At 53.2% G+C, this 21,980-nt stretch carries 23 protein-coding genes; 13 read left to right on the top strand and 10 right to left on the bottom strand.

Going from position 1 to position 21,980, the window contains the following annotated elements; translation table 11 throughout:
• Window positions 1-24: 24 nt before the first annotated feature.
• Window positions 25-627 carry a peroxiredoxin C gene (locus tag Dpoa2040_RS11420; protein ID WP_042869241.1) on the bottom strand — a complete coding sequence of 201 codons (603 nt, stop codon included), beginning with the start codon at window positions 625-627 and terminating at the stop codon, window positions 25-27.
• A 187-nt stretch (window positions 628-814) separates the two neighbouring features.
• Window positions 815-1,420, bottom strand: a complete 606-nt coding sequence (locus Dpoa2040_RS11415) for an ACP phosphodiesterase (protein WP_042869243.1) — start codon at window positions 1,418-1,420, stop codon at window positions 815-817.
• Between the two features lie 159 nt (window positions 1,421-1,579).
• On the opposite strand from Dpoa2040_RS11415, the gene queA reads away from it, so the two are divergent.
• The 5 genes from queA (at window position 1,580) to secF (ending at window position 7,160) form a co-directional block, all read left to right on the top strand.
• On the top strand, window positions 1,580-2,647 hold the full coding sequence (gene queA, locus Dpoa2040_RS11410; RefSeq protein ID WP_042869245.1) for a tRNA preQ1(34) S-adenosylmethionine ribosyltransferase-isomerase QueA: 1,068 nt from the start codon (window positions 1,580-1,582) through the stop codon (window positions 2,645-2,647).
• A gap of 89 nt (window positions 2,648-2,736) precedes the next feature.
• Window positions 2,737-3,900, top strand: coding sequence for a tRNA guanosine(34) transglycosylase Tgt (gene tgt / locus Dpoa2040_RS11405; RefSeq protein ID WP_168641317.1), 1,164 nt, complete (start codon window positions 2,737-2,739; stop codon window positions 3,898-3,900).
• A 66-nt stretch (window positions 3,901-3,966) separates the two neighbouring features.
• On the top strand, window positions 3,967-4,302 hold the full coding sequence (gene yajC / locus Dpoa2040_RS11400) for a preprotein translocase subunit YajC (RefSeq protein WP_012770768.1): 336 nt from the start codon (window positions 3,967-3,969) through the stop codon (window positions 4,300-4,302).
• A gap of 28 nt (window positions 4,303-4,330) precedes the next feature.
• Window positions 4,331-6,178, top strand: coding sequence for a protein translocase subunit SecD (gene secD, locus Dpoa2040_RS11395; protein ID WP_168641316.1), 1,848 nt, complete (start codon window positions 4,331-4,333; stop codon window positions 6,176-6,178).
• A gap of 10 nt (window positions 6,179-6,188) precedes the next feature.
• A complete protein-coding gene (gene secF / locus Dpoa2040_RS11390) occupies window positions 6,189-7,160 on the top strand; it encodes a protein translocase subunit SecF (protein WP_042869251.1) in 972 nt (323 codons plus the stop codon).
• Window positions 7,161-7,240: 80 nt separating this feature from the next.
• Here secF and Dpoa2040_RS11385 read toward each other — a convergent pair whose 3' ends face one another.
• The gene (locus Dpoa2040_RS11385; RefSeq protein WP_168641315.1) at window positions 7,241-7,810 is read right to left on the bottom strand and encodes a DUF3251 domain-containing protein; all 570 of its coding nucleotides are present in this window, start codon (window positions 7,808-7,810) and stop codon (window positions 7,241-7,243) included.
• Between the two features lie 320 nt (window positions 7,811-8,130).
• Between Dpoa2040_RS11385 and nrdR the strand changes: the two genes are divergently transcribed.
• The 6 genes from nrdR to pgpA all read left to right on the top strand — a co-directional run bounded on the left by nrdR (window position 8,131) and on the right by pgpA (window position 12,336).
• Entirely contained in the window at window positions 8,131-8,580 is a 450-nt protein-coding gene (gene nrdR, locus Dpoa2040_RS11380; protein ID WP_042869256.1) for a transcriptional regulator NrdR, read from the top strand.
• A gap of 64 nt (window positions 8,581-8,644) precedes the next feature.
• Window positions 8,645-9,757: a bifunctional diaminohydroxyphosphoribosylaminopyrimidine deaminase/5-amino-6-(5-phosphoribosylamino)uracil reductase RibD gene (ribD, locus tag Dpoa2040_RS11375; protein ID WP_168641314.1), complete on the top strand. Its 1,113-nt coding sequence runs from the start codon at window positions 8,645-8,647 to the stop codon at window positions 9,755-9,757.
• Window positions 9,758-9,878: 121 nt separating this feature from the next.
• Window positions 9,879-10,352, top strand: a complete 474-nt coding sequence (ribE, locus tag Dpoa2040_RS11370) for a 6,7-dimethyl-8-ribityllumazine synthase (protein ID WP_042869260.1) — start codon at window positions 9,879-9,881, stop codon at window positions 10,350-10,352.
• Between the two features lie 22 nt (window positions 10,353-10,374).
• Entirely contained in the window at window positions 10,375-10,794 is a 420-nt protein-coding gene (gene nusB / locus Dpoa2040_RS11365; RefSeq protein ID WP_042869262.1) for a transcription antitermination factor NusB, read from the top strand.
• A gap of 59 nt (window positions 10,795-10,853) precedes the next feature.
• Window positions 10,854-11,828, top strand: a complete 975-nt coding sequence (thiL, locus tag Dpoa2040_RS11360; RefSeq protein ID WP_168641313.1) for a thiamine-phosphate kinase — start codon at window positions 10,854-10,856, stop codon at window positions 11,826-11,828.
• The gene (gene pgpA, locus Dpoa2040_RS11355; protein WP_168641312.1) at window positions 11,809-12,336 is read left to right on the top strand and encodes a phosphatidylglycerophosphatase A; all 528 of its coding nucleotides are present in this window, start codon (window positions 11,809-11,811) and stop codon (window positions 12,334-12,336) included. The genes thiL and pgpA overlap by 20 nt, the downstream gene beginning before the upstream one ends.
• A 94-nt stretch (window positions 12,337-12,430) precedes the next feature.
• Here the strand turns inward: pgpA and dxs are convergent, their stop codons facing one another.
• Genes dxs through xseB form a run of 3 tightly spaced genes read right to left on the bottom strand, consistent with a single transcriptional unit; the run spans window position 12,431 to window position 15,482 of the window.
• Entirely contained in the window at window positions 12,431-14,293 is a 1,863-nt protein-coding gene (gene dxs / locus Dpoa2040_RS11350; RefSeq protein ID WP_168641311.1) for a 1-deoxy-D-xylulose-5-phosphate synthase, read from the bottom strand.
• A 32-nt stretch (window positions 14,294-14,325) separates the two neighbouring features.
• On the bottom strand, window positions 14,326-15,237 hold the full coding sequence (ispA, locus tag Dpoa2040_RS11345; protein WP_168641310.1) for a (2E,6E)-farnesyl diphosphate synthase: 912 nt from the start codon (window positions 15,235-15,237) through the stop codon (window positions 14,326-14,328).
• Entirely contained in the window at window positions 15,234-15,482 is a 249-nt protein-coding gene (gene xseB, locus Dpoa2040_RS11340) for an exodeoxyribonuclease VII small subunit (protein WP_042873833.1), read from the bottom strand. Before xseB ends, ispA begins: the two co-directional genes overlap by 4 nt.
• Window positions 15,483-15,749: 267 nt before the next feature.
• On the opposite strand from xseB, the gene thiI reads away from it, so the two are divergent.
• A complete protein-coding gene (gene thiI / locus Dpoa2040_RS11335) occupies window positions 15,750-17,198 on the top strand; it encodes a tRNA uracil 4-sulfurtransferase ThiI (protein WP_168641309.1) in 1,449 nt (482 codons plus the stop codon).
• A 70-nt stretch (window positions 17,199-17,268) separates the two neighbouring features.
• On the opposite strand, the gene yajL is transcribed toward thiI, so the two are convergent.
• Both yajL and panE read right to left on the bottom strand, forming a co-directional pair.
• The gene (gene yajL / locus Dpoa2040_RS11330; protein ID WP_168641308.1) at window positions 17,269-17,865 is read right to left on the bottom strand and encodes a protein deglycase YajL; all 597 of its coding nucleotides are present in this window, start codon (window positions 17,863-17,865) and stop codon (window positions 17,269-17,271) included.
• Window positions 17,828-18,748: a 2-dehydropantoate 2-reductase gene (gene panE, locus Dpoa2040_RS11325; RefSeq protein WP_168641307.1), complete on the bottom strand. Its 921-nt coding sequence runs from the start codon at window positions 18,746-18,748 to the stop codon at window positions 17,828-17,830. Before panE ends, yajL begins: the two co-directional genes overlap by 38 nt.
• Before the next feature lie 167 nt (window positions 18,749-18,915).
• Here panE and Dpoa2040_RS11320 point away from each other — a divergent pair, with 167 nt between their 5' ends.
• Window positions 18,916-19,407: a YajQ family cyclic di-GMP-binding protein gene (locus Dpoa2040_RS11320; RefSeq protein WP_168641306.1), complete on the top strand. Its 492-nt coding sequence runs from the start codon at window positions 18,916-18,918 to the stop codon at window positions 19,405-19,407.
• A 141-nt stretch (window positions 19,408-19,548) separates the two neighbouring features.
• Here Dpoa2040_RS11320 and Dpoa2040_RS11315 read toward each other — a convergent pair whose 3' ends face one another.
• Window positions 19,549-20,922: an MFS transporter gene (locus Dpoa2040_RS11315; RefSeq protein ID WP_168641305.1), complete on the bottom strand. Its 1,374-nt coding sequence runs from the start codon at window positions 20,920-20,922 to the stop codon at window positions 19,549-19,551.
• 152 nt (window positions 20,923-21,074) lie between these two features.
• Window positions 21,075-21,965 carry a heme o synthase gene (cyoE, locus tag Dpoa2040_RS11310; RefSeq protein ID WP_042873834.1) on the bottom strand — a complete coding sequence of 297 codons (891 nt, stop codon included), beginning with the start codon at window positions 21,963-21,965 and terminating at the stop codon, window positions 21,075-21,077.
• Window positions 21,966-21,980 lie beyond the last annotated feature (15 nt).

Below are 21,980 nucleotides of genomic sequence, written 5' to 3'. Positions count from 1 at the left end.
TGATTACCGGTATCAGCGTACTGATTACAGGTTGCTGGCGTTTTCTTTCAGGTATTTGGCAACACCGTCCGGAGAGGCGCCCATACCGGCTTTGCCTTTTTCCCACTGAGCCGGGCATACTTCGCCGTGCTCTTCGTGGAATTGCAGTGCGTCAACCATACGCACCATTTCGTCGATGTTACGGCCCAGCGGCAGATCGTTCACCACCTGATGACGCACGATGCCGTTTTTGTCGATCAGGAAAGAGCCACGCAGTGCTACGCCTGCATCCGGGTGTTCGATACCGTAGGCTTTCTGAATTTCGCGTTTAATGTCAGCGACCATCGCATATTTCACTTCACCGATACCGCCGTTTTCGACCGGGGTTTTACGCCAGGCGTTGTGAACGAACTCAGAGTCAAAAGACACACCAACCACTTCAACGCCACGTTTTTTAAACTCTTCATAGCGGTGATCGAAGGCGATCAGTTCAGACGGGCACACGAAGGTGAAGTCCATCGGCCAGAAGAAGATCACAGCCGGTTTTCCGTTGATGTGTTTTTTCAGATTGAAATTTTCAACGATTTCCCCGCTTCCCAGTACGGCAGCAGCAGTGAAGTCGGGGGCAGGACGCGTTACCAGGACCATAATTACTCCTGTAAATAGTTGTTAATGAAAGGTGAACGTAATAAACGCCGTAAGTATAGGTACAGCCTGCCGGTGAATAAAGCGAAAGCGACCAATCAATAAGATAGCCTTTGGCTATCGAATCAATTGATAACTCTTGTCACTGACACGTGAACAGCCTGGCGTACTGTTCTTCATTGACCGTGATTTACCGTGCGGCGTCAGCCGGGCCATCAAGCTGACCTGTTTTTGCCAGATGCATCATATGAGGATAGAACTGCCAGAATAATGTTTCAAATTGATGGTAGCTGCGCTCGATGTCACTAAATGAGCCAGATAGTGCCGCCAGCTTTGGTCGGCGTACCGACATGCGATGCAGCACGTCAGCAATAAACGGCAGCTCGGCGTAACGTTCCAGCCAGCGTTCTGACCACAAATAATGGTTGAGGTTGCGAAAGCGTTCCGGTGTATCGGCCAGATGCGGAACAATCTGACGTTCAGCATCGGTGACAAAGTGCGTCAAGGATATCGAGGGTTCCAGTTGCGACCAGTGGCGCGCCAGAAAGTGGTCCCACAGCACATCCAGTGCTATCGGTGCAACCCGGCGATAGTCGGTGCTGAAGTGGCGACAGGCGGTGCGGACTTCCGGCAGACTGTCGGTTAATACGTCGATGCGCCGATGCAGGCGAATGCCGGCCACCATATCGGCTGGATATAGCTCATCAGGGTTGCCGCGCACGAAATCTGCCATCAGGTTGCCGGTCAGGGAGCTTTGCGCCAGTGTGGCAAGGTGCAGATGTGCGAGAAAATTCATGGCGTTGAGGCGCTCCTCGGAAAGAAAAAGGCATGATTGACGCGGCAAGTATAGAGGAAGGCGACACGCTGTCCCGCTTATTTCTTGCAGCCGGTGTCAGCGAGCTCTAGACTAGGCCGCTTCTTTTGTTCCACTGTGCCGAAATGTAAGTGAATAGTCATGCGTGTTGCTGATTTTTCGTTTGAATTACCTGAATCTCTGATTGCCCGCTATCCGCAGGCAAAACGCAGTGGCTGCCGTCTGTTGTCGCTGGATGGTCCCACAGGTGCAGTCGTGCACGGCGTCTTTACCGATCTGCTCGATAAATTACAGCCGGGCGACCTGTTGGTGTTTAACAATACACGGGTGATCCCGGCACGCTTGTTTGGCCGCAAGGCTAGCGGCGGTAAGCTGGAAGTGCTGGTAGAGCGTATGCTGGATAACCATCGTGTGCTGGCGCATGTGCGTGCTTCCAAGGCACCCAAACCCGGCACGGAATTGTTACTCGGTGAAGATGAGAGCGTGAAAGCCACCATGCTGGCGCGCCATGATGCACTGTTCGAGATTCAGTTTGACGATACACGTGATGTGTTGACCATTCTCAATGACATCGGGCATATGCCGTTGCCACCCTATATTGACCGTCCGGATGAGGCCGCAGACCGCGAATTGTATCAGACGGTGTACAGTCAGCGCCCCGGCGCCGTGGCGGCACCAACCGCGGGTCTGCATTTTGATGAGCCGTTACTGGCTGCTCTGAAAGAAAAAGGCGTGGAAATGGCCTTCGTGACTCTGCATGTCGGTGCCGGTACCTTCCAGCCAGTGCGGGTTGAGTCAATCGAAGACCATGTGATGCACGCCGAGTATGCCGAAGTGCCGCAGACGGTAGTGGACGCGGTACTGGCCTGTAAAGCGCGTGGCAACCGTGTTATCGCCGTCGGTACGACCTCGGTGCGTTCGTTGGAAAGTGCGGCTCAAGCCAGTGTGGAAGCCGTAATTGCCCCGTTTTTCGGCGATACCCGCATTTTTATCTACCCCGGCTATCACTATCAGGTGGTGGATGCGCTGGTGACCAATTTCCACTTGCCGGAATCGACATTGATTATGCTGGTGTCGGCGTTTGCGGGTTACCGTCATACCATGGACGCTTACCATCAGGCGGTGGCTGAGCAGTACCGCTTTTTTAGTTACGGGGATGCGATGTTCATTACCCGTAACCCGTCGGCGGAACAAGAACAGGTGGGGTAATCCACTGTCGAGCCATTTTCATACCGCAGGCCAGGTTCTGTGGGTATATCAACGATGTCATCAGACTGTTTTCTGATGCTGGAGGTTAAGTGAAGTACGAACTGTTGCAAACGGATGGCCATGCGCGCCGTGGTCGTCTGGTTTTTGAACGTGGTGTAGTGGAAACGCCGGCATTTATGCCGGTCGGCACTTACGGCACCGTTAAAGGGATGACGCCGGAAGAAGTCAAAGACACCGGCGCACAGATTATTTTAGGCAACACCTTCCACCTGTGGTTGCGTCCGGGGCAGGAGATCATGAAACGTCACGGCGACCTGCATGATTTTATGCAGTGGCATGGCCCGATCCTGACCGATTCTGGTGGTTTTCAGGTGTTTAGTCTCGGTGATATCCGCAAGATTACTGAAGAAGGCGTTCACTTTCGTAACCCGATCAACGGTGACGCCATTTTCCTCAGTCCGGAAAAATCCATGGAAATTCAGTACGATCTCGGTTCCGATATCGTGATGATTTTCGACGAGTGTACGCCTTACCCGGCAGACTGGGACTACGCCAAGCGCTCGATGGAAATGTCGCTGCGCTGGGCGAAGCGCAGCCGTCAGCGTTTTGATGAATTAAGCAACAAAAACGCGCTGTTCGGCATCGTTCAGGGCAGTGTTTACGAAGATTTACGTGATGTGTCAGTAAAAGGGCTGGTGGACATCGGCTTTGATGGTTACGCTGTGGGCGGCCTCGCGGTCGGTGAGCCGAAAGCCGATATGCACCGCATTCTGGAGCATGTCTGTCCGCAGTTGCCGGCGGATAAACCCCGCTATCTGATGGGGGTGGGGAAACCGGAAGATTTGGTGGAGGGGGTACGTCGCGGTATCGATATGTTTGATTGCGTGATGCCGACTCGCAACGCCCGTAACGGCCATCTGTTCGTGACGGACGGTGTGGTTAAAATCCGTAACGCTAAACATAAAGATGATACCGGGCCGCTGGATGAGCACTGTGATTGCTACACGTGTCGCAATTATAGTCGTGCCTACTTGCACCACCTGGACCGTTGTAACGAAATACTCGGCGCGCGCCTCAATACTATCCACAACCTGCGCTATTACCAGCGCCTGATGGCTGGTTTACGACAGGCTATTGAAGACGGTAAATTAGAGAGCTTTGTGGCCGAGTTTTACCAGCGCATTGGTAAACCGCTTCCGCCGTTGGTTGACAATGCGGTGGACGTTGACCGTGAAGGTGATGCGCTGCAATAAGCACGTTTGCGTGGCATGAACGTTTTATAGATAACTTGTGTTTTGATAACTAAAGAGGACATTTAAATGAGTTTTTTCATTTCCGACGCTGTGGCAGCAACCGCAGGTGCTCCGGCTCAAGGAAGCCCGTACTCTCTGGTGATTATGCTGGCCGTGTTCGGTCTGATTTTTTACTTCATGATCCTGCGCCCTCAGCAAAAACGTGCCAAGGAACACAAAAAGTTGATGGATTCGATCAGCAAAGGCGATGAAGTGCTGACCAACGGCGGCCTGGTGGGGCGTGTGACCAAGGTGGCTGATAACGGATTTATCACCATTGCCCTGAACGATACCAACGAAGTCGTTATCAAGCGTGACTACGTGACGTCCGTTCTGCCGAAGGGTACCATGAAGGCCCTGTAATTTTTCGACTTTCCCGAAGGGAACTACCGTGTTAAACCGCTATCCTCTGTGGAAGTACCTGATGCTGATCGTGACGATTATCGTTGGTCTGCTCTACGCACTTCCTAACCTGTATGGTGAGGATCCGGCAATTCAGGTCACTGGCGCGCGAGGAACCGCCGCCAGTGAATCTACGCTGGTCCAGATCCAGAATGTGTTGAAAGAACAAAATATCCCCAGTAAGTCTATTGCGCTGGAAAACGGTGCCATTCTTGCGCGTTTCTCCACGCCAGACGTACAGCTTCGCGCTCGTGAAGCGCTGCTGAACGCGTTGGGCGAGAAGTATGTGGTTGCGCTTAATCTGGCGCCGGCTACGCCGACCTGGCTGAGAATGCTGGGTGCAGAACCGATGAAACTGGGTCTTGACCTGCGTGGCGGTGTGCACTTCCTGATGGAAGTGGATATGGACACGGCGTTAGGCAAGTTACAAGAGCAGACAATGGATTCCCTGCGCAGTGATCTGCGTGAGAAAGGCATCCAGTATGCTTCTGTTCGCAAGTCGGATAACTATGGCGTGGAAATTCTGTTCCGCGACGCTCAATTGCGCGACAACGCGGTGAATTACCTGACTCCCCGTCATCGTGATCTGGTGATCAGCAGCAGTGGCAGCGATACGCTGCGTGCGGTCATGAGTGATGCCCGCCTGCGTGAAGCCCGCGAATATGCGGTGCAACAGAACATCAATATCCTGCGCAACCGTGTCAACCAGCTCGGCGTGGCCGAACCGTTGGTGCAGCGTCAGGGGACTGACCGTATTGTAGTAGAACTGCCAGGGATTCAGGACACCGCGCGTGCCAAGGAAATCCTGGGAGCGACCGCCACGCTGGAGTTTCGTCTGGTTAACAGCAATGTCGATCCTGCTGCACTGAGCAGCGGTCGTGTGCCTGGCGACACCGAGGTGATGAATATGCGTGATGGCGGCCCGGTAGCGCTGTACAAGCGCGTGATTCTGACCGGTGACCACATTACTGACTCCACCTCCGGCAACGATGAGTACAACCGTCCGCAGGTCAATATCTCTCTGGACAGCGCTGGCGGCAATATGATGTCCAACTTCACTAAGGACAATATCGGTAAACCGATGGCGACCTTGTTTGTGGAGTACAAGGACAGCGGTAAAAAAGATGCCAATAGCCGTGCGATTCTGGAAAAAGAGGAAGAGGTGATTAACGTCGCCACCATCCAGTCACGTCTGGGTAACAGCTTCCGTATTACCGGCATCAACAACCCGAATGAGGCTCGTCAACTGTCGCTGCTGTTGCGTGCTGGCGCGCTGATAGCACCGATTCAGATCGTGGAAGAGCGCACTATCGGCCCAACACTGGGTATGCAGAACATCACTCAGGGGCTTGAGGCGTGTCTGGCTGGTCTTGCTGTGTCCATCCTGTTCATGATTTTCTTCTATAAGACGTTCGGCATGATTGCGACCTCCGCGCTGTTGTTGAACCTGGTGCTGGTGGTCGGCATTATGTCGCTGCTGCCGGGGGCGACGCTGACTATGCCGGGGATTGCAGGTATTGTGTTAACCCTTGCGGTAGCGGTGGATGCTAACGTACTGATTAACGAACGTATCAAAGAAGAACTGAGCAACGGGCGTACCGTTCAGCAGGCGATTGACGAAGGTTACCGGGGCGCATTTAGTTCCATCTTCGATGCGAACGTCACGACGCTGATTAAGGTCATTATCCTGTATGCGGTCGGTACCGGTTCGATTAAAGGATTTGCGATCACGACCGGTATTGGCGTGGCGACATCCATGTTTACTGCAATCGTAGGTACCCGTGCCATCGTAAACCTGCTATACGGCGGCAAACGCATCAAAAAGCTGTCTATCTGAGGAGTGCGTTGTGGCACAGGAATATACTGTTGAACAATTGAACTATGGCCGTAAAGTGTATGACTTTATGCGCTGGGATTACTGGGCGTTCGGTTTGTCTGGTCTGCTGCTGCTGCTGTCTATCGTTGTGATGGGCGTACGTGGTTTCAACTGGGGACTGGATTTCACCGGTGGTACGGTTATTGAGATTGCGCTGGAGAAATCTGCGGATCTGGAACAGATGCGTGAAGCGTTGCAAAAAGCCGGCTTTGCCGATCCGCTGGTGCAGAACTTCGGCAGCAGCCGTGACATCATGGTGCGTATGCCGCCTGCTCATGATGAAACTGGCGGTCAGGCGCTGGGCAGCAAAGTTGTCAGTGTGATCAACGAAGCAACCAGTCAGAATGCGGCAGTTAAGCGCATTGAATTCGTCGGGCCGAGCGTGGGGGCAGATTTGGCGCAGAATGGTGCCATGGCGTTGCTGGCGGCGTTAATCTGCATTTTGATTTACGTCGGCTTCCGTTTCGAATGGCGTCTGGCTGCGGGGGTGGTTATCGCGCTGGCGCACGACGTGATTATCACTATGGGGGTGCTATCACTGTGTCGGATTGAAATCGATCTGACTACTGTGGCCTCGCTGATGTCGGTCATCGGCTACTCGCTGAATGACAGCATCGTGGTTTCTGACCGTATCCGTGAAAACTTCCGTAAGATCCGCCGTGGTACGCCTTACGAAATTTTCAACGTGTCGTTGACCCAAACGTTGCACCGAACATTGATCACATCAGGCACAACGTTAGTGGTGATCCTGATGCTGTACCTGTTCGGCGGCGCGATGTTGCAGGGATTCTCGCTGACGATGCTGATAGGCGTCACCATTGGTACGGTATCTTCTATCTATGTTGCCTCCGCGCTGGCGCTCAAGCTGGGTATGAAGCGTGAGCACATGCTGGTGCAGAAGGTGGAAAAAGAGGGCGCGGACCAGCCGTCGTTGCTGCCGTAATCGCTTTTCATCATCCGATATGCAATGACAAACCCTGCCGTCTGGCAGGGTTTTTTTATGATTGCCGCAAGTTGCGGCATCTAAGGGTGAGTCTGATCCGATTCGTCGTGATGCTGCGCAGATTCTGCCATTACATCATGCACACGCACAAAACCAAGCTGTTCCGGCGTCAGTCCCGAAAGCCGTACTTCCGTCGTGGCCTCTGAAACCTGCGTCAGAGATCGCGGGAACCTGAGTAACTGAGTTTGCATATCGCCGGTCAACGGTTTGCCACTGACTGGATCAAGCGTTCCCCAGTCAAGTGTTGCCTGAAAGGCGGGTAACGACAGTGTGTTCATGGTGCGGATAGTGAGCAAGACGCGTGTGCCGCTGGCTTCCGGTTCAATCTTGCTCAGCTCCAGATTTAACGTGCCGATGCTGCTGTCGAGCAATGCCCGGTTATGAGCGGCAGGTAGCAGATATGCTCCAGACGTAGAGTTGGCGTTTAACGAATTCTGCTGCTCCAGAGCGACAGCACGGTTGGCGATATCCTGCAGTTTCTGGTCGATCTGGCCCAGTTCGTTTTGCACATGGGGGGGTTGTGGGTGCGCACATCCGGCGAGCAATGCCATCACGGATAACATCGGGATAACGCGGTGGTAAAAGGTCATGCCTTGTTTCTCCCTGAGCCCATACGGGTCAATTAATTATTCAATTTGGGTCAATATAGACGTGAGTTATTGTCCCTTATAGTGAATGACCTTTTAGCAAGAAGGTAAGCAGAACAGGCTGAATCAAGAGTGATAAATACGGGGGCGGCAATAATCAATCGCTGCGGATTGCTGGCAACCACGCGAAGTCGCGCATCGGCATCGCTTGTAGTTGCAGGAGGTAGCCAGCGATGAAAAACAACGTCGTGCCGGTATTTGGGTTATCGGCGAAATTCGGGGTAAACTAGGTCAAGATTATACGGTTATGGTCTGGAAACGTTATGCATTGTCCTTTTTGTGCCGCAGTGGATACCAAAGTAATTGATTCTCGTCTGGTGGGAGAAGGTTCTCAGGTTCGTCGCCGTCGGCAGTGTCTGGTGTGCAACGAGCGTTTTACCACCTTTGAGGTGGCGGAGCTGGTGATGCCGCGGGTCATCAAGAGTAATGATGTGCGCGAGCCGTTCAACGAGGACAAACTGCGTAGCGGTATGCTGAAGGCGCTGGAAAAACGCCCAGTCAGCTCTGATAACGTGGAAACCGCGATTACACATATCAAGTCTCAACTACGTGCCACTGGCGAGCGGGAAGTAACGGCCAAAATGGTGGGCAATCTGGTAATGGATGCGCTAAAGAAGCTCGACAAGGTGGCCTACATCCGGTTTGCATCGGTATACCGCAGTTTTGAGGACATCCGTGAATTTGGCGAAGAAATCGCTCGTCTGCAGGATTAACGATACGTTGGTCTCGCGTATCTTCCTCTTCCTAATATGATTTTTAATCCAGGATAAGCGCAGCATGGCTACATACCCTGATGAGTTTTACATGGCCCGTGCGCTTGAGCTTGCTCGCCGCGGGCGCTTCACTACGGCACCGAATCCGAATGTCGGATGCGTGATCGTCAGAGATGGCGAGATAGTGGGAGAAGGATATCACCAGAAAGCGGGCGAACCCCATGCTGAAGTACATGCGCTGCGTATGGCGGGTGACAAGGCGCGTGGCGCTACGGCGTATGTAACGCTCGAACCCTGTAGTCATCACGGTCGCACCCCGCCTTGTGCTGATGCGCTGGTCGCCGCTGGCGTGGCGCGAGTCGTCGCCGCGATGCAGGACCCCAATCCTCAGGTGGCTGGCCGCGGTCTGCACCGCCTGCAACAGGCCGGCATTGCAGTGCACCACGGCGTGATGATGGAGCAGGCGGAAAAGATTAACCGCGGCTTTCTGAAACGGATGCGCACCGGTTTCCCTTATGTGCAGCTCAAGCTTGGTGCGTCGCTGGATGGCCGTACGGCAATGGCGTCCGGGGAAAGCCAGTGGATCACCTCACCTCAGTCTCGTCAGGATGTGCAGCGTTTTCGCGCGCAGAGTTCCGCTATTCTCAGCAGCAGTGCTACCGTGCTGGCAGATGATCCGTCGCTGACCGTACGCTGGTCAGAACTGGATGCGGATACTCAGCGCCTCTACCCTGAAAGCGCCGTGCGCCAGCCGGTACGCGTGATTGTTGATAGTCAGTCGCGCGTGACGCCGCAGCATCGCCTGGTGAGTCAGCCTGGGCAGACCTGGCTGGCGCGTGTACGTCAGGATGAGCAGCCATGGCCGGATGGTGTAGAGCAACTCAGTATGCCGCTGCATGGCGGTGGTATCGATCTGGTTGCCCTGATGATGTCTCTGGGCAAGCGTCAAATCAATACCGTATGGGTGGAAGCCGGTCCCCGGCTGGCTGGCGCGTTATTGCAGGTGGGCGTGGTAGATGAGCTTATCGTCTATCTTGCACCTAAATTGTTGGGTGAGGCGGCCCGACCGCTGTGCGTTTTGCCGGGGCTGGAACAGTTGTCGCAGGCCCCCGCGTTTGCTATGACGGATGTTTGTCAGGTTGGGCCGGATCTCCGCCTGACCCTGAAGCCGCAATAATATATTGCCTCCGTATGTCGGATGACGGATATCCGATACAGGGTCAAAAGCGGATACGCGCCCGGAAGAATATGATAGAATCCGCCCCCCTGCGGGGTCGTAAAACAGTCAAAGGAAAGCTATGAACATTATCGAAGGTGTTGTTGCCGCTCCGAATGCTCGTGTGGCGATTGCTATTGCCCGCTTCAATCACTTTATCAATGACAGCTTGTTGGAAGGCGCGCTGGATGCTCTTAAGCGCATTGGTCAGGTGAAAGAAGAAAACGTCACCGTTGTCTGGGTGCCGGGTGCCTATGAACTGCCGCTGGCCGTGCGTGCGCTGGCTAACAGCCAGAAATATGATGCTGTGGTGGCACTGGGTACGGTGATTCGCGGTGGTACCGCGCATTTTGAATTTGTTGCCGGCGAATGCAGTTCCGGTCTGTCTCAGGTCGCTATGAACAGCGACATTCCGGTCGCCTTTGGTGTGCTGACTACGGAAAGTATCGAGCAGGCCATCGAGCGCGCTGGCACTAAAGCGGGGAATAAAGGTGCTGAAGCTGCTTTGACCGCGCTTGAAATGATCAATGTATTACACTCAATCAAGTCAGCCTGATTTATTTGGTAAGGGGTATTCCGTGAAACCTGCTGCTCGTCGCCGCGCTCGTGAATGTGCGGTTCAAGCGCTTTATTCCTGGCAGTTGTCCAAAAACGATATTGCCGATGTTGAACTCCAGTTCCTGAGCGAGCAGGATGTCAAAGGCGTGGACATCGCCTATTTCCGCGAGTTGCTGGCGGGTGTTGCTACTCTGGCGGAAAAGCTGGATGCCCAGATGGCGCCATACCTTTCCCGTCAGTTGGAAGAACTGGGCCAGGTGGAAAGGGCGGTTTTGCGTCTGGCGGTGTATGAGCTCAGTAAACGCGAAGATGTGCCATACAAGGTTGCCATCAACGAAGCGATTGAACTGGCTAAAGTGTTTGGTGCCGAGGACAGCCACAAGTTCGTGAACGGGGTACTGGACAAAGCAGGGCCTCACCTGCGACCAGGTAAAAGATAAGTCAGTCAGGGCCGGTTTTCCGGCCTTGGTTTTTTAGGTTACCAGAATCTGGAAAGACTATGGCTCAAGGTGAGTTTGATGTGATTGCCCGCTATTTCAATCGGACGGGCTATTCACGACGGGGTGTTGAGCTGGGGATCGGCGATGACTGTGCCCTGCTGAACATTCCGGACAAACAGTTGCTGGCAGTCAGCACGGATACGCTGGTATCCGGCATTCATTTTCTGCCTGATATTGACCCGGCTGATCTGGCGTACAAATCTCTGGCGGTCAATTTGAGTGATCTGGCGGCGATGGGGGCTGATCCTGCATTTGTCTCGCTGGCGCTCACGTTGCCGAATATTGATGCCGACTGGCTCGCCGCCTATAGCAACAGCTTGTTTGAACAGCTTTCTTACTACGGTATGCAACTGATTGGCGGTGATACCACGCGTGGGCCGCTCAGTATGACGCTGACCATTCAAGGGTTGGTGCCGGAGGGGCGGGCGCTCAAGCGTAGTGGCGCGCGTATTGGCGATTGGATTTACGTGACTGGAACACTGGGCGATAGCGCTGCTGGTTTGGCTGTTTTGCAGGATAAGCTACAGGTGTCTGAGTCGGATGACCGTCAATGGTTGTTGCAGCGTCATTTGCGCCCTCAGCCTCGAATTCTGCACGGGCAGGCGTTGCGTGATCTGGCCAGCGCGGCTATCGATCTGTCTGACGGGCTGGTGTCTGATTTGGGGCACATTCTCAAGGCCAGTGATTGCGGCGCACGCGTTAATCTGGATGCGTTGCCCTATTCCAGCGCGTTGTTGCAGTGTGACGACCCGGAACAGGCTATGAAGTGGGCGCTCAGCGGCGGTGAAGATTATGAACTGTGCTTTACCGTACCGGAGTTGAATCGTGGAGCGCTGGAGGTAGCGATTGGTCACCTGGGTACTCGCTATACCTGCATCGGCCAGATTGCCCCGGCATCGGAAGGGCTGGGGTTTTTCCACTCTGGTCAGCCGGTGACTGTTAATCTGAAAGGGTATGACCATTTTGGCTCATGAAAATTTGACTCATGAAAATAAAAGTTCGCTGGTTGCCAAACATCGCCTGCGCATGAGTAATCCATGGCATTTTCTGGCGACCGGCTTCGGCAGCGGGTTATCGCCGTGGATGCCCGGCACCGCAGGTTCGCTGGCGGCCATTCCGGTATGGTATCTGTTGAGGCTGTTACCATTACAGCTTTATTCGTTGCTGGTGATGCTCTGTATCTGCATTGGCGTTTACTTGTGCCACCGTACTGCCAAAGATATGGGGGTACATGACCACGGCAGTATCGTCTGGGACGAATTTGTTGGGATGTGGATCACGCTGATGGCAGTGCCTTCGAGCCACTGGGGTTGGGTGGCTGCGGGGTTTGTCATTTTCCGAGTTCTGGATATTTTCAAACCCTGGCCGATCCGCTGGTTTGATCGTAATGTGCATGGCGGCATGGGCATTATGGTTGACGATATCGTCGCCGGGGTGATTTCAGCAGCGGTTTTGTATGTTGTCGGGCATTATGTGATATAGCAGTTGCAAAACTGAGGCTATTATTCAGCAGCTGTCAAAATGTAAAAAAAACCGGGATTATCCCGGTTTTTGCTATTCGTGTAACTGATGCCAGTCAGGCTAGCCAACTGCGGATACGACATTCAATACCTGCCGCGTCCAGTGCCAGGTCTGCGCGGATTTCCGCCTGTGGGCCTTGCGGAATAAATTCATCAGGCAGGCCGATATTGAGCACCGGCACCGGCAGGCGTTTCACCATCAGGTATTCGTTCACTCCACTGCCGGCGCCCCCCATAATCGCGTTTTCTTCCAGTGTGACCAGTACGTCATGACTGGCGGCGAGCGAGGCGATCAGTGCCTCATCCAGCGGTTTTACAAATCGCATATCTGCCAGTGTGGCGTTGAGTGCATCAGCTGCCTGCTGTGCTTCCGGCAACAGCGTGCCGAAATTCAGAATGGCAATCTTCTCACCTTGGCGTTTTAGCACGCCTTTGCCGATAGGCAAGGTTTCCAGCGGCGTCAGTTCCACGCCCAACGCGTTGCCGCGCGGGTAACGTACCGCACATGGCCCTTGCTGATAATGATAACCGGTATGCAGCATCAGCCGACATTCGTTTTCGTCGCTGGGCGTCATGATCACCATATGGGGGATACAGCGCAGGAACGACAGGTCAAATGCGCCCTGATGCGTTTGGCCGTCGGCGCCAACGATGCCGCCGCGATCAATAGCAAACAGTACCGGCAGGTTCTGAATAGCGACATCATGAATGACTTGATCGTAAGCACGTTGCAGGAAGGTGGAGTAGATAGCCACTACCGGACGATAACCCCCAATCGCCAGGCCGGCGGCAAAGGTTACTGCATGTTGCTCTGCAATTGCGACATCAAAGTATTGCTGCGGATAGGTACGCGAAAACGATACCATGCCGGAGCCTTCACGCATGGCTGGGGTGATAGCCATCAGCCGATGGTCTGTTGCTGCGGTTTCTTTCAGCCATTCGCCGAAAACAGCGGAATAGGTCGGAAGCGATTCTTTGTTTTTCGGTAATGTGCCGCTGGCCGGGTCGAATTTTGGTACGGCGTGCCAGCTGATCGGGTCCTGTTCTGCGGGGGCATAGCCTTTGCCTTTCTTGGTCATGATATGCAGTAACTGCGGACCTTTCAGGCTACGCATGTTTTTCAGCGTTTGCACCAGTGACTGCACGTCATGCCCATCCACCGGGCCGATATAATTAAAGCCTAATTCCTCAAACAGCGTACCCGGCACCACCATGCCCTTCAGGTGTTCTTCAGTACGCTTGACCAGTTCCTTGATAGGCGGCAGGCCGGATAGCACTTTCTTGCCGCCTTCACGCAGGGTGGAATAGAGCTTGCCGGAGAGCAATTGCGCCAGGTGATTGTTCAGTGCGCCGACGTTTTCGGAAATCGACATCTCATTATCGTTCAAAATCACCAGCATATCCGGTTTGATGTCGCCAGCGTGATTCATGGCTTCAAATGCCATACCGGCAGTAATCGCGCCATCGCCAATCACGCAGGCGGTTCTCCGTCCCAGACCTTCGCGCTCTGCTGCCACCGCCATGCCAATACCGGCGCTGATAGAGGTTGAAGAGTGACCGACGCTCAGCACGTCATATTCGCTTTCACCGCGCCAGGGAAACGGATGCAAGCCACCTTTTTGACGAATGGTGGCAATGCGATCTCGTCGCCCAGTCAGAATTTTGTGAGGGTACGCCTGGTGGCCCACATCCCACACCAGGTGGTCGAAAGGGGTGTTGTAAACATAATGCAGCGCCACGGTCAACTCGACCGTACCCAGACCTGAGGCAAAATGCCCACTTGAGCGGCTGACGCTGTCCAGCAGATACTGTCGCAGTTCATCGCACAATTTGGGCAGGCTTTCCCTTGGTAGCAGGCGCAGTTCCTCAGGGTTTTCCGCCAGCGCCAGCGTGGGGTATTTCGCTATATCAAAGGTCATTAGATACTCATCAAGCGGTATTGGTATTAAAATTATTTATCGCGTTCAACGATATAATTCGCTAACGCCCGCAGAGGTGCTATCGTTGCGGGGTGGTCCAGCGTTTCTTCCAGTTCATTTAGTGCTGAGAGGGATTCTTTGCACAGCTCCCTGGCTTTTACTTTGGCTTGCTCAAGCCCCAGTAAAGCTGGGTAGGTACTTTTGCCGAGCTGTTGGTCGGCACCCTGGCGTTTACCTGTGGTAGCGCTGTCGCCAATTACATCGAGAATATCGTCCTGCACCTGAAAGGCTAGACCAATCGCGTTAGCATAACGATCAAGGTAAGGCAGGGCAAAACGTCCACGTTCACCCGCAGCCAACGCGCCCAGCCGCACTGAGGCACGAATCAGTGCGCCGGTTTTGTGGCGGTGAATGCGTTCCAGCCCCTGTATATCAACCCGATGACCTTCCGCTTCCAGATCCAGCGCCTGACCGCCGCACATGCCGGCCACACCGCTGGCACTGGCCAGTTCGGAAATCATCGCTAACCGATCACGCTCACTGACTTGCGGCATTGGCGCATCCGCCAGAATGGAAAACGCCAGCGTTTGCAAGGCATCGCCAGCCAGAATCGCTTTATCTTCACCAAATCTGACATGGCAGGTGGGTTGGCCGCGCCGTAGATCATCATCGTCCATGGCCGGTAAATCATCGTGAATCAGTGAGTAGGCATGAATGCATTCAACCGCTGCTGCTGGTGCATCAAGGCTATCCTGTGATACGGCAAATAGCTGACCAGTAGCATAAACCAGAAAAGGACGCAGTCGTTTGCCTCCCAACAGTGCGCCATACGCCATCGCTTCCACCAGTGGACTACTCTGAAAAGGCAAGGTGGAAATAAAATGGTTGAGTGCGGCGTCGATGCGCTGATGGTGAACTGCAAGCTGCTTGAGAAAATCTGTCATAACGGCTCATTATCCGGCGTAAAAGGTGTCAACGCAGTATCAGGATCATCATTCAGCAGAATCTGAACACGCTGTTCGGCCTGCTGTAGTTTTACTTGTCCCTGACGTGCAAGCTGGACGCCCTGCTCAAAGGCGTTCAACGCCTCTTCCAGCGGAAGCTCACCCGATTCCAGACGCGAGACAATCTGTTCCAGTTCAGCAAGTGAGTTTTCAAAGCTGGTGGGTTGTTCAGTTTTTTTCGGCATATTCGTTTCCAGATTCTGTTTATACGCGTCTGTCAGCGCCAACGCTACCGGATTGTCACGGCAAGCGCCCTTTATGGTGCGCAATTATGCGCTTAATCCGCGCAGCTTACCGCAATATGGTGGTATACTCCGCGCCCTGGATGCTATTGGTAAGGCCACCTGCGTCGGAATAGTTTTACCAATAACGTAATTTTAGCACTCAGGGTACTCGTATTTTGTCCACGTACCCGTGTTTCACGCCTTCAGAATTAACTAACGATAGCCGCCATGAAGTTTATCATTAAATTGTTCCCGGAAATCACCATCAAAAGCCAATCTGTGCGGTTGCGCTTTATAAAGATTCTTACCGGAAATATTCGTAACGTTTTAAAACAGTATGATGAAACGCTGGCGGTTGTCCGTCACTGGGATCATATCGAGGTTCGCGCCAAAGAGGAAAGTCAGCGCGCTGTGATACGCGATGCGTTGACGCGAATTCCGGGCATTCATCATATCCTTGAGGTGGAAGATTGTGTCTATACCGATATCCACCATATTTTTGAACAAACGCTGAACACCTACCGCGAGCAACTGGAAGGAAAGACATTCTGTGTGCGGGTAAAACGTCGCGGCAAGCACGATTTCAGCTCTCAGGATGTGGAGCGCTACGTCGGCGGCGGTCTGAATCAGCATATCGAAAGCGCACGGGTTAACCTGACGGCTCCGCAAATCACGGTGCATCTGGAGATTGATCAGGATCGCCTGCTGTTGATTAAGGGCCGCTACGAAGGTATTGGCGGTTTCCCTATCGGTACCCAAGAGGATGTGCTGTCGCTGATTTCCGGCGGATTCGACTCCGGCGTTTCCAGCTACATGCTGATGCGTCGCGGTTGCCGGGTGCACTACTGTTTCTTTAATCTTGGCGGTGCCGCGCACGAAATCGGTGTACGTCAGGTAGCGCATTACCTGTGGAACCGTTTTGGCAGTTCACACCGGGTACGTTTTGTCGCTATTGATTTCGAACCGGTGGTCGGTGAAATTCTGGAAAAGGTAGACGACGGCCAGATGGGAGTGGTGCTCAAACGCATGATGGTGCGGGCCGCGTCGCGGATTGCCGAGCGTTATGGCGTCGAAGCGCTGGTGACCGGCGAGGCGTTGGGTCAGGTGTCCAGTCAGACGCTGACCAACCTGCGGCTGATTGATAACGCCTCAGACACACTGATCCTGCGTCCGCTGATTTCTCACGATAAAGAACACATTATTCGTCTGGCGCGGGAACTGGGCACGGAAGATTTTGCTAAGACCATGCCTGAGTATTGCGGCGTGATCTCCAAAAGTCCGACAGTGAAGGCGGTGAAGGCCAAAATCGAGCACGAAGAAAGCCTGTTTGATTTCTCGATTCTCGACAGCGTCGTGTCGCAAGCGCGCAACATCGATATCCGTGAGATTGCTGAGCAAACCCAGCAGAGCGTAACCGAAGTGGAAACGGTTGATGCCTTTGCCGCGAGCGATATTCTGCTGGATATTCGTTCACCGGATGAGCAGGATGAGCACCCGTTAGCGCTGGAGCAGGTAGAAGTGAAATCGCTGCCGTTTTACAAACTGGGCACACAGTTTGGCGATTTGGATCAGAGCAAAACCTACCTGCTATATTGCGAGCGTGGGGTGATGAGCCGCTTGCAGGCGCTGTACCTGCGTGAGCAAGGGTTCAATAACGTTAAGGTATATCGCCCTTGAGGTGGTTTCCTGAATAAGTTGTCAGCAAAAAGCGCCATCATCCGGCGCTTTTTGTTTTTGTGTGGCTAAATCAGGCAGGGTCCTGATAGTTGTAGATCCCCGGTGGTAGGATCAATTGGGCCGCTATTTCTGCGGCTTTGCTCTTGCCCAGCAGCAGATCGATTAGCTTCAGCGCGAAGTCGATGCTGGTCCCTGGTCCTTGACTGGTCAGCAGATTGACGCGTGGGTCGAATACTACACGCTTTTCCAGCCATTTTTCCGGTGAAATCTGTTCTTTTAGCGTCGGGTAACCGGTCATGTTACCGACAGGAAACAGCTGATGATGCTCCAGCACCACGGCTGGTGAGGCGCAGATAGCCGCGACGATTTTGCCTTCCTGATGGGTTTGGCGCAGGCGTTCAATCAGCAACGGACTGTCTCGGAAACACGCTGCGCCTTGCAGGCCGCCGGGCAGTACTACCGCATCAAAATCATGATCGGCGACAGCTACCAACGGCGCATCGGCAATCAATTTCACACCGCGTGAGCAGGTGATCTCCGTGTTGCCGTCACCGGCTACGCTGGCTGTGGTTACTCGAATCCCCGCTCTGACCAGCAAATCGATGGAGGTCACGGCTTCGATTTCTTCACTACCAGGTGCCAGACAGACCAGAACCGAGGCGGTCATATTCATTCTCCTTTCGTTTGATATAGTCGAACAGGCGGCTGTTTTCCGGCAAGGATAGCCCGTGGGCACGAGCGCGGCGCAGCAGGTAACCGGTGATGTAGTCGATTTCCGTATGGCGCTGCGCCAGCACATCCTGACGCATTGACGACGTGTTGGCGGCGGTGTTCTGGATGATTTGATTCACATAGAGCAGCAAGTTTTCCGTTGAGGTATGAAAACCTTCACGGTCCATGACACGCGCGACTTCCTGACAAAGCACTTCAATCTGTTCCGGATAAGACTGTAATTCGCCGTTGGTGCATTGGTGCAACACGCTCAGCGGATTGATAACGCAATTGGCGGCCAGTTTTAACCAGCAGGTGGCGTTAATGTGATTATGCCAGGCGACATCGGGCAGAGCCTGATGCAGCGTTTCAGCCAACCGGTTTTGTTCTTCTTCTCGGTATGTTGACCGGTTGAGCGTACCAATATGCGTGATGCCCGCGGCGATATGTACCACCGTTGATGGGTCGCGCCGTGCAGCATGAGTGGTGACGCCCAATAACAGCGGCTGGCTGATTGCCGGTAATTCTTCCCAGGTTCCCATCCCGTTATGCAGCAGCAGAATGATGCAATCAGAGCGCAACCGAGGTAGCAGAGTGGAAATTGCATCAGACACCTGCCAGGCCTTCAGGGTAACCAACAACAACTCACTTTGTGTCAGATGTTCGGTATTGTTGGCTGTCAGATTAAGGTTACAACGCTCACCGGAGAGCATCGTAACGTTAATCTGGCATGATACCTGAGGGATACGTAGCCAGCCTTGTACATCGTGCCCTTGCCGATGTAACGCATTGAGCCAGAGTTGGCCGATGGCGCCACAGCCAAGAACCGTAATTTTCATCCGCGATTTCCTTTGTCGAGGCCATTTTGTGTTTATCCGGCGTATCATAAAGTATTCCGCTGTCGTCTGCCTGTCGCTTATTGCTGGGAGGCGGTAAGCCGGGTGAATTTTGCTTATTTGGCGTGAGCGGTTATTATGCTCGGCGGCTATTGTCAGGAGAAAAAATTATGCCATCTTTCGATATTGTTTCGGAAATCGACATGCAGGAAGTTCGCAACGCGGTGGAAAACGCTACTCGTGAACTGGGCACCCGCTGGGATTTTCGTAATGTGCCTGCCAGCTTTGAGCTGAATGAAAAAGCACAGACTATCAAAGCGACCAGCGAATCGGATTTTCAGGTTAAGCAGTTAATTGAAATTCTGAGAGAAAAACTGGCAAAACGTGGAATTGAAGGCGGTTCACTGGAAATCCCTGAAGACATGGAGCACAGCGGCAAGACTTATAGTGTGGAAGCGAAGCTGAAGCAGGGTATCGAAGCTATGTTGGCGAAGAAAATCGTTAAACTGATTAAAGACAACAAGCTCAAGGTTCAGGCTCAGATTCAGGGTGAGCAGGTACGCGTTACCGGGAAATCCCGCGACGATCTGCAAGGCGTAATTGCGCTGGTGCGTGGTGCTGAGCTGGGTCAACCCTTTCAGTTTAATAACTTTCGAGATTGAACTGACTATAGATACGACAATCGTCAGCTACATAGTATAAGGCACCGACAGGTGCCTTATACATTTCAATTTACGGGGTGACCTGCGGTTGGTTTTGAGTGCAGGCGGTGATGTGTGATAGCAGCCATGCTTTCCGGATTGTTAACCCGCTGTCTGGCTGATTAACTTCTCCAGTTGCTGTCTGCTGGTCTTGTTGCGATCAATTTTCACATAGGCGCTGAATTCATCTGGTATTATAACCACATCTGCTACCCCAGGATGTTGCTGTAGTTTATCGGACAGCTGACTATCCCGCAGTGCTTCATTTGGCAAGGTAATACGCAGACTGCTTAGATAAGGCGGTTCTTGCATGGTGAAACTGACCAACAGCCATACTACCCCCAGCAGCGCACCCGTGCTAAATACCAGTGAGGCACCGTGCAGGTCATACAGCGCGCCGCCGAGACTGCCACCAATCGCCACGCCAATAAATTGTGTAGTGGAGTAAACGCCCATCGCGGTACCTTTGTAACCTGCTGGTGACTCTTTGCTGATAAGGGATGGCAACAATGCTTCCATGACATTGAAGCCCAGAAAGAACAGCTGAATGCCGATAAAGAATTGCCACAGCGCGTGGTTGCCTGCTTGCAGCAAAACCAGCTCTGCGGCAGTGATTATCATCACGCAGACAATGAACACCTGCTTCATGCGGCGTTTAACTTCTGCGTAGATGACGAATGGCACCACGGCAGCGAACGATATCAGCATCGTTGTCAGATAGACTTTCCAGTGGTCCTGCGGTGCCAGACCTGCTTGTTCCATGACTCTCGGTAAGGCGACAAAGCTCGACATCAGCAGAATGTGCAGGCACATGATGCTGAAGTTGAGTTTTAACAAGCGAGAATTGGCCAGCACTTTGGCGACACCGCCACGCACGATGGCAGATTCACGGTTGAGCACATGGGAAGGGGCAGAGGGAATGACTGCCAGCGTGATGACGATAGCCAGCAGCGCCAGCAGCGCAATTCCCCAAAACAGCGCATTCAGCCCTAACGCATGGGTAACAATCGGGCCGACTACCATGGCGATAGCAAACGTAATGCCGAAGCTGACGCCGATAAATGCCATGGCTTTGGTGCGGTTTTGTTCACGTGTTAAGTCTGACAGCAGCGCCATGACCGCAGCAGAAATCGCCCCGGAACCCTGCAAAGCACGACCCAGAATAATCCCCCAAATGGAATGGCTGAGTGCAGCGATGACACTACCCAACACAAATATCAGTAGCCCACCAACAATGAGTGGCTTGCGTCCGATACGGTCAGACATAAGTCCGAATGGGATTTGGAAGATAGCCTGCATCAAGCCATAAATTCCTATGGCAACGCCAATCAGTGATTCGCTGGCACCTTGCAGAGCCATTCCATAGGTAGTTAACACCGGGAGCACCATGAACATGCCCAGCATACGAAGTGAAAAAACCAGACCCAGTCCCCATGTCGCCTTCTGTTCAACAGGGGTCATGTGATTATCGCTCATTGCTACCTCTGATATTTCGTTAGCGCTATTTTAGTGCCCGCGCCAAAAGGCGTAAACGATAGGTTTGTTTTTGTATTTAATTTGGTAAGCAGGGGAGGGAATAAAAAAACAGACGAGCAAGCCCGTCTGTCTGGTCGTATACATTGATGAGATCAGTGCAGGTAAGTCAGCAGGGTGTCCTGTACCGGTGCCATTGAGTCTATCGACATCATTACACTCAGAGAGGTTATGGCGACAATGGAAAATAAGAACAGTTTTTTTGCCCATACGCGGTCATCATTTGGGCGTTTGTAACCGGACAAAGCCATGCCGAGCCACCACACGCTGACTGCCGCCGCTACCACCAGGTATTTGTACCCAGCGTAACCACCCAGAGACAGCATCAGAGTGGCGATCATAAACGCCAGTATATACAGCGTAATATGATGTTTCGCCACAGAAATGCCTTTCACGACCGGCAACACTGGAATATTGGCGGCCTGATAATCCTTAAAGCGGAAAATCGCGATAGCGTAGGAGTGCGGCATTTGCCACAGGCTGAAAATCAGCAACAGGATCAGCGCACCAGCGTCAAACTGATTACTCACAGCACAGTAGCCGATAACCGGCGGTGCCGCGCCAGACAGGCTGCCAATCAAGGTGCCATAGACCGAATGGCGTTTCATGTACAGGCTGTAAACGCCGACGTATACCACAAATCCCATCACCGCCAGCCACATGGCCAGCGGGTTTGCCGCGAGATACAATAACGCAAAGCCAGCAATACCCAACAACGACGCGTAAATCAGCGTATTTTTCAGCGGAATCAGCCCTTTAACCAGAACCCGATTCTTGGTCCTCTCCATTTTTTTGTCGATGTCGCGATCAATAACGTTGTTAAAGACGCAACCCGATGCAACGACCAGCGACACTCCGATAAGGGTCGCGGCAAACAGTGGATAGTTAATGGCGCCTTTGGCTGCCAGTAAAAATCCACCGATAACGGAAATCAGGTTGCCAAAAATGATGCCGGGTTTGGTGACCTGCAGGTATTGCTTAATCATCATGTAAAAGGCTCG

The organism is Dickeya sp. CFBP 2040, assembly GCF_012273755.1.
In the GTDB taxonomy this organism is placed as follows: domain Bacteria; phylum Pseudomonadota; class Gammaproteobacteria; order Enterobacterales; family Enterobacteriaceae; genus Dickeya; species Dickeya poaceiphila.
Note: the sequence above shows the minus strand (reverse complement) of the source record. Positions and strands in the feature narration are given on the sequence as shown.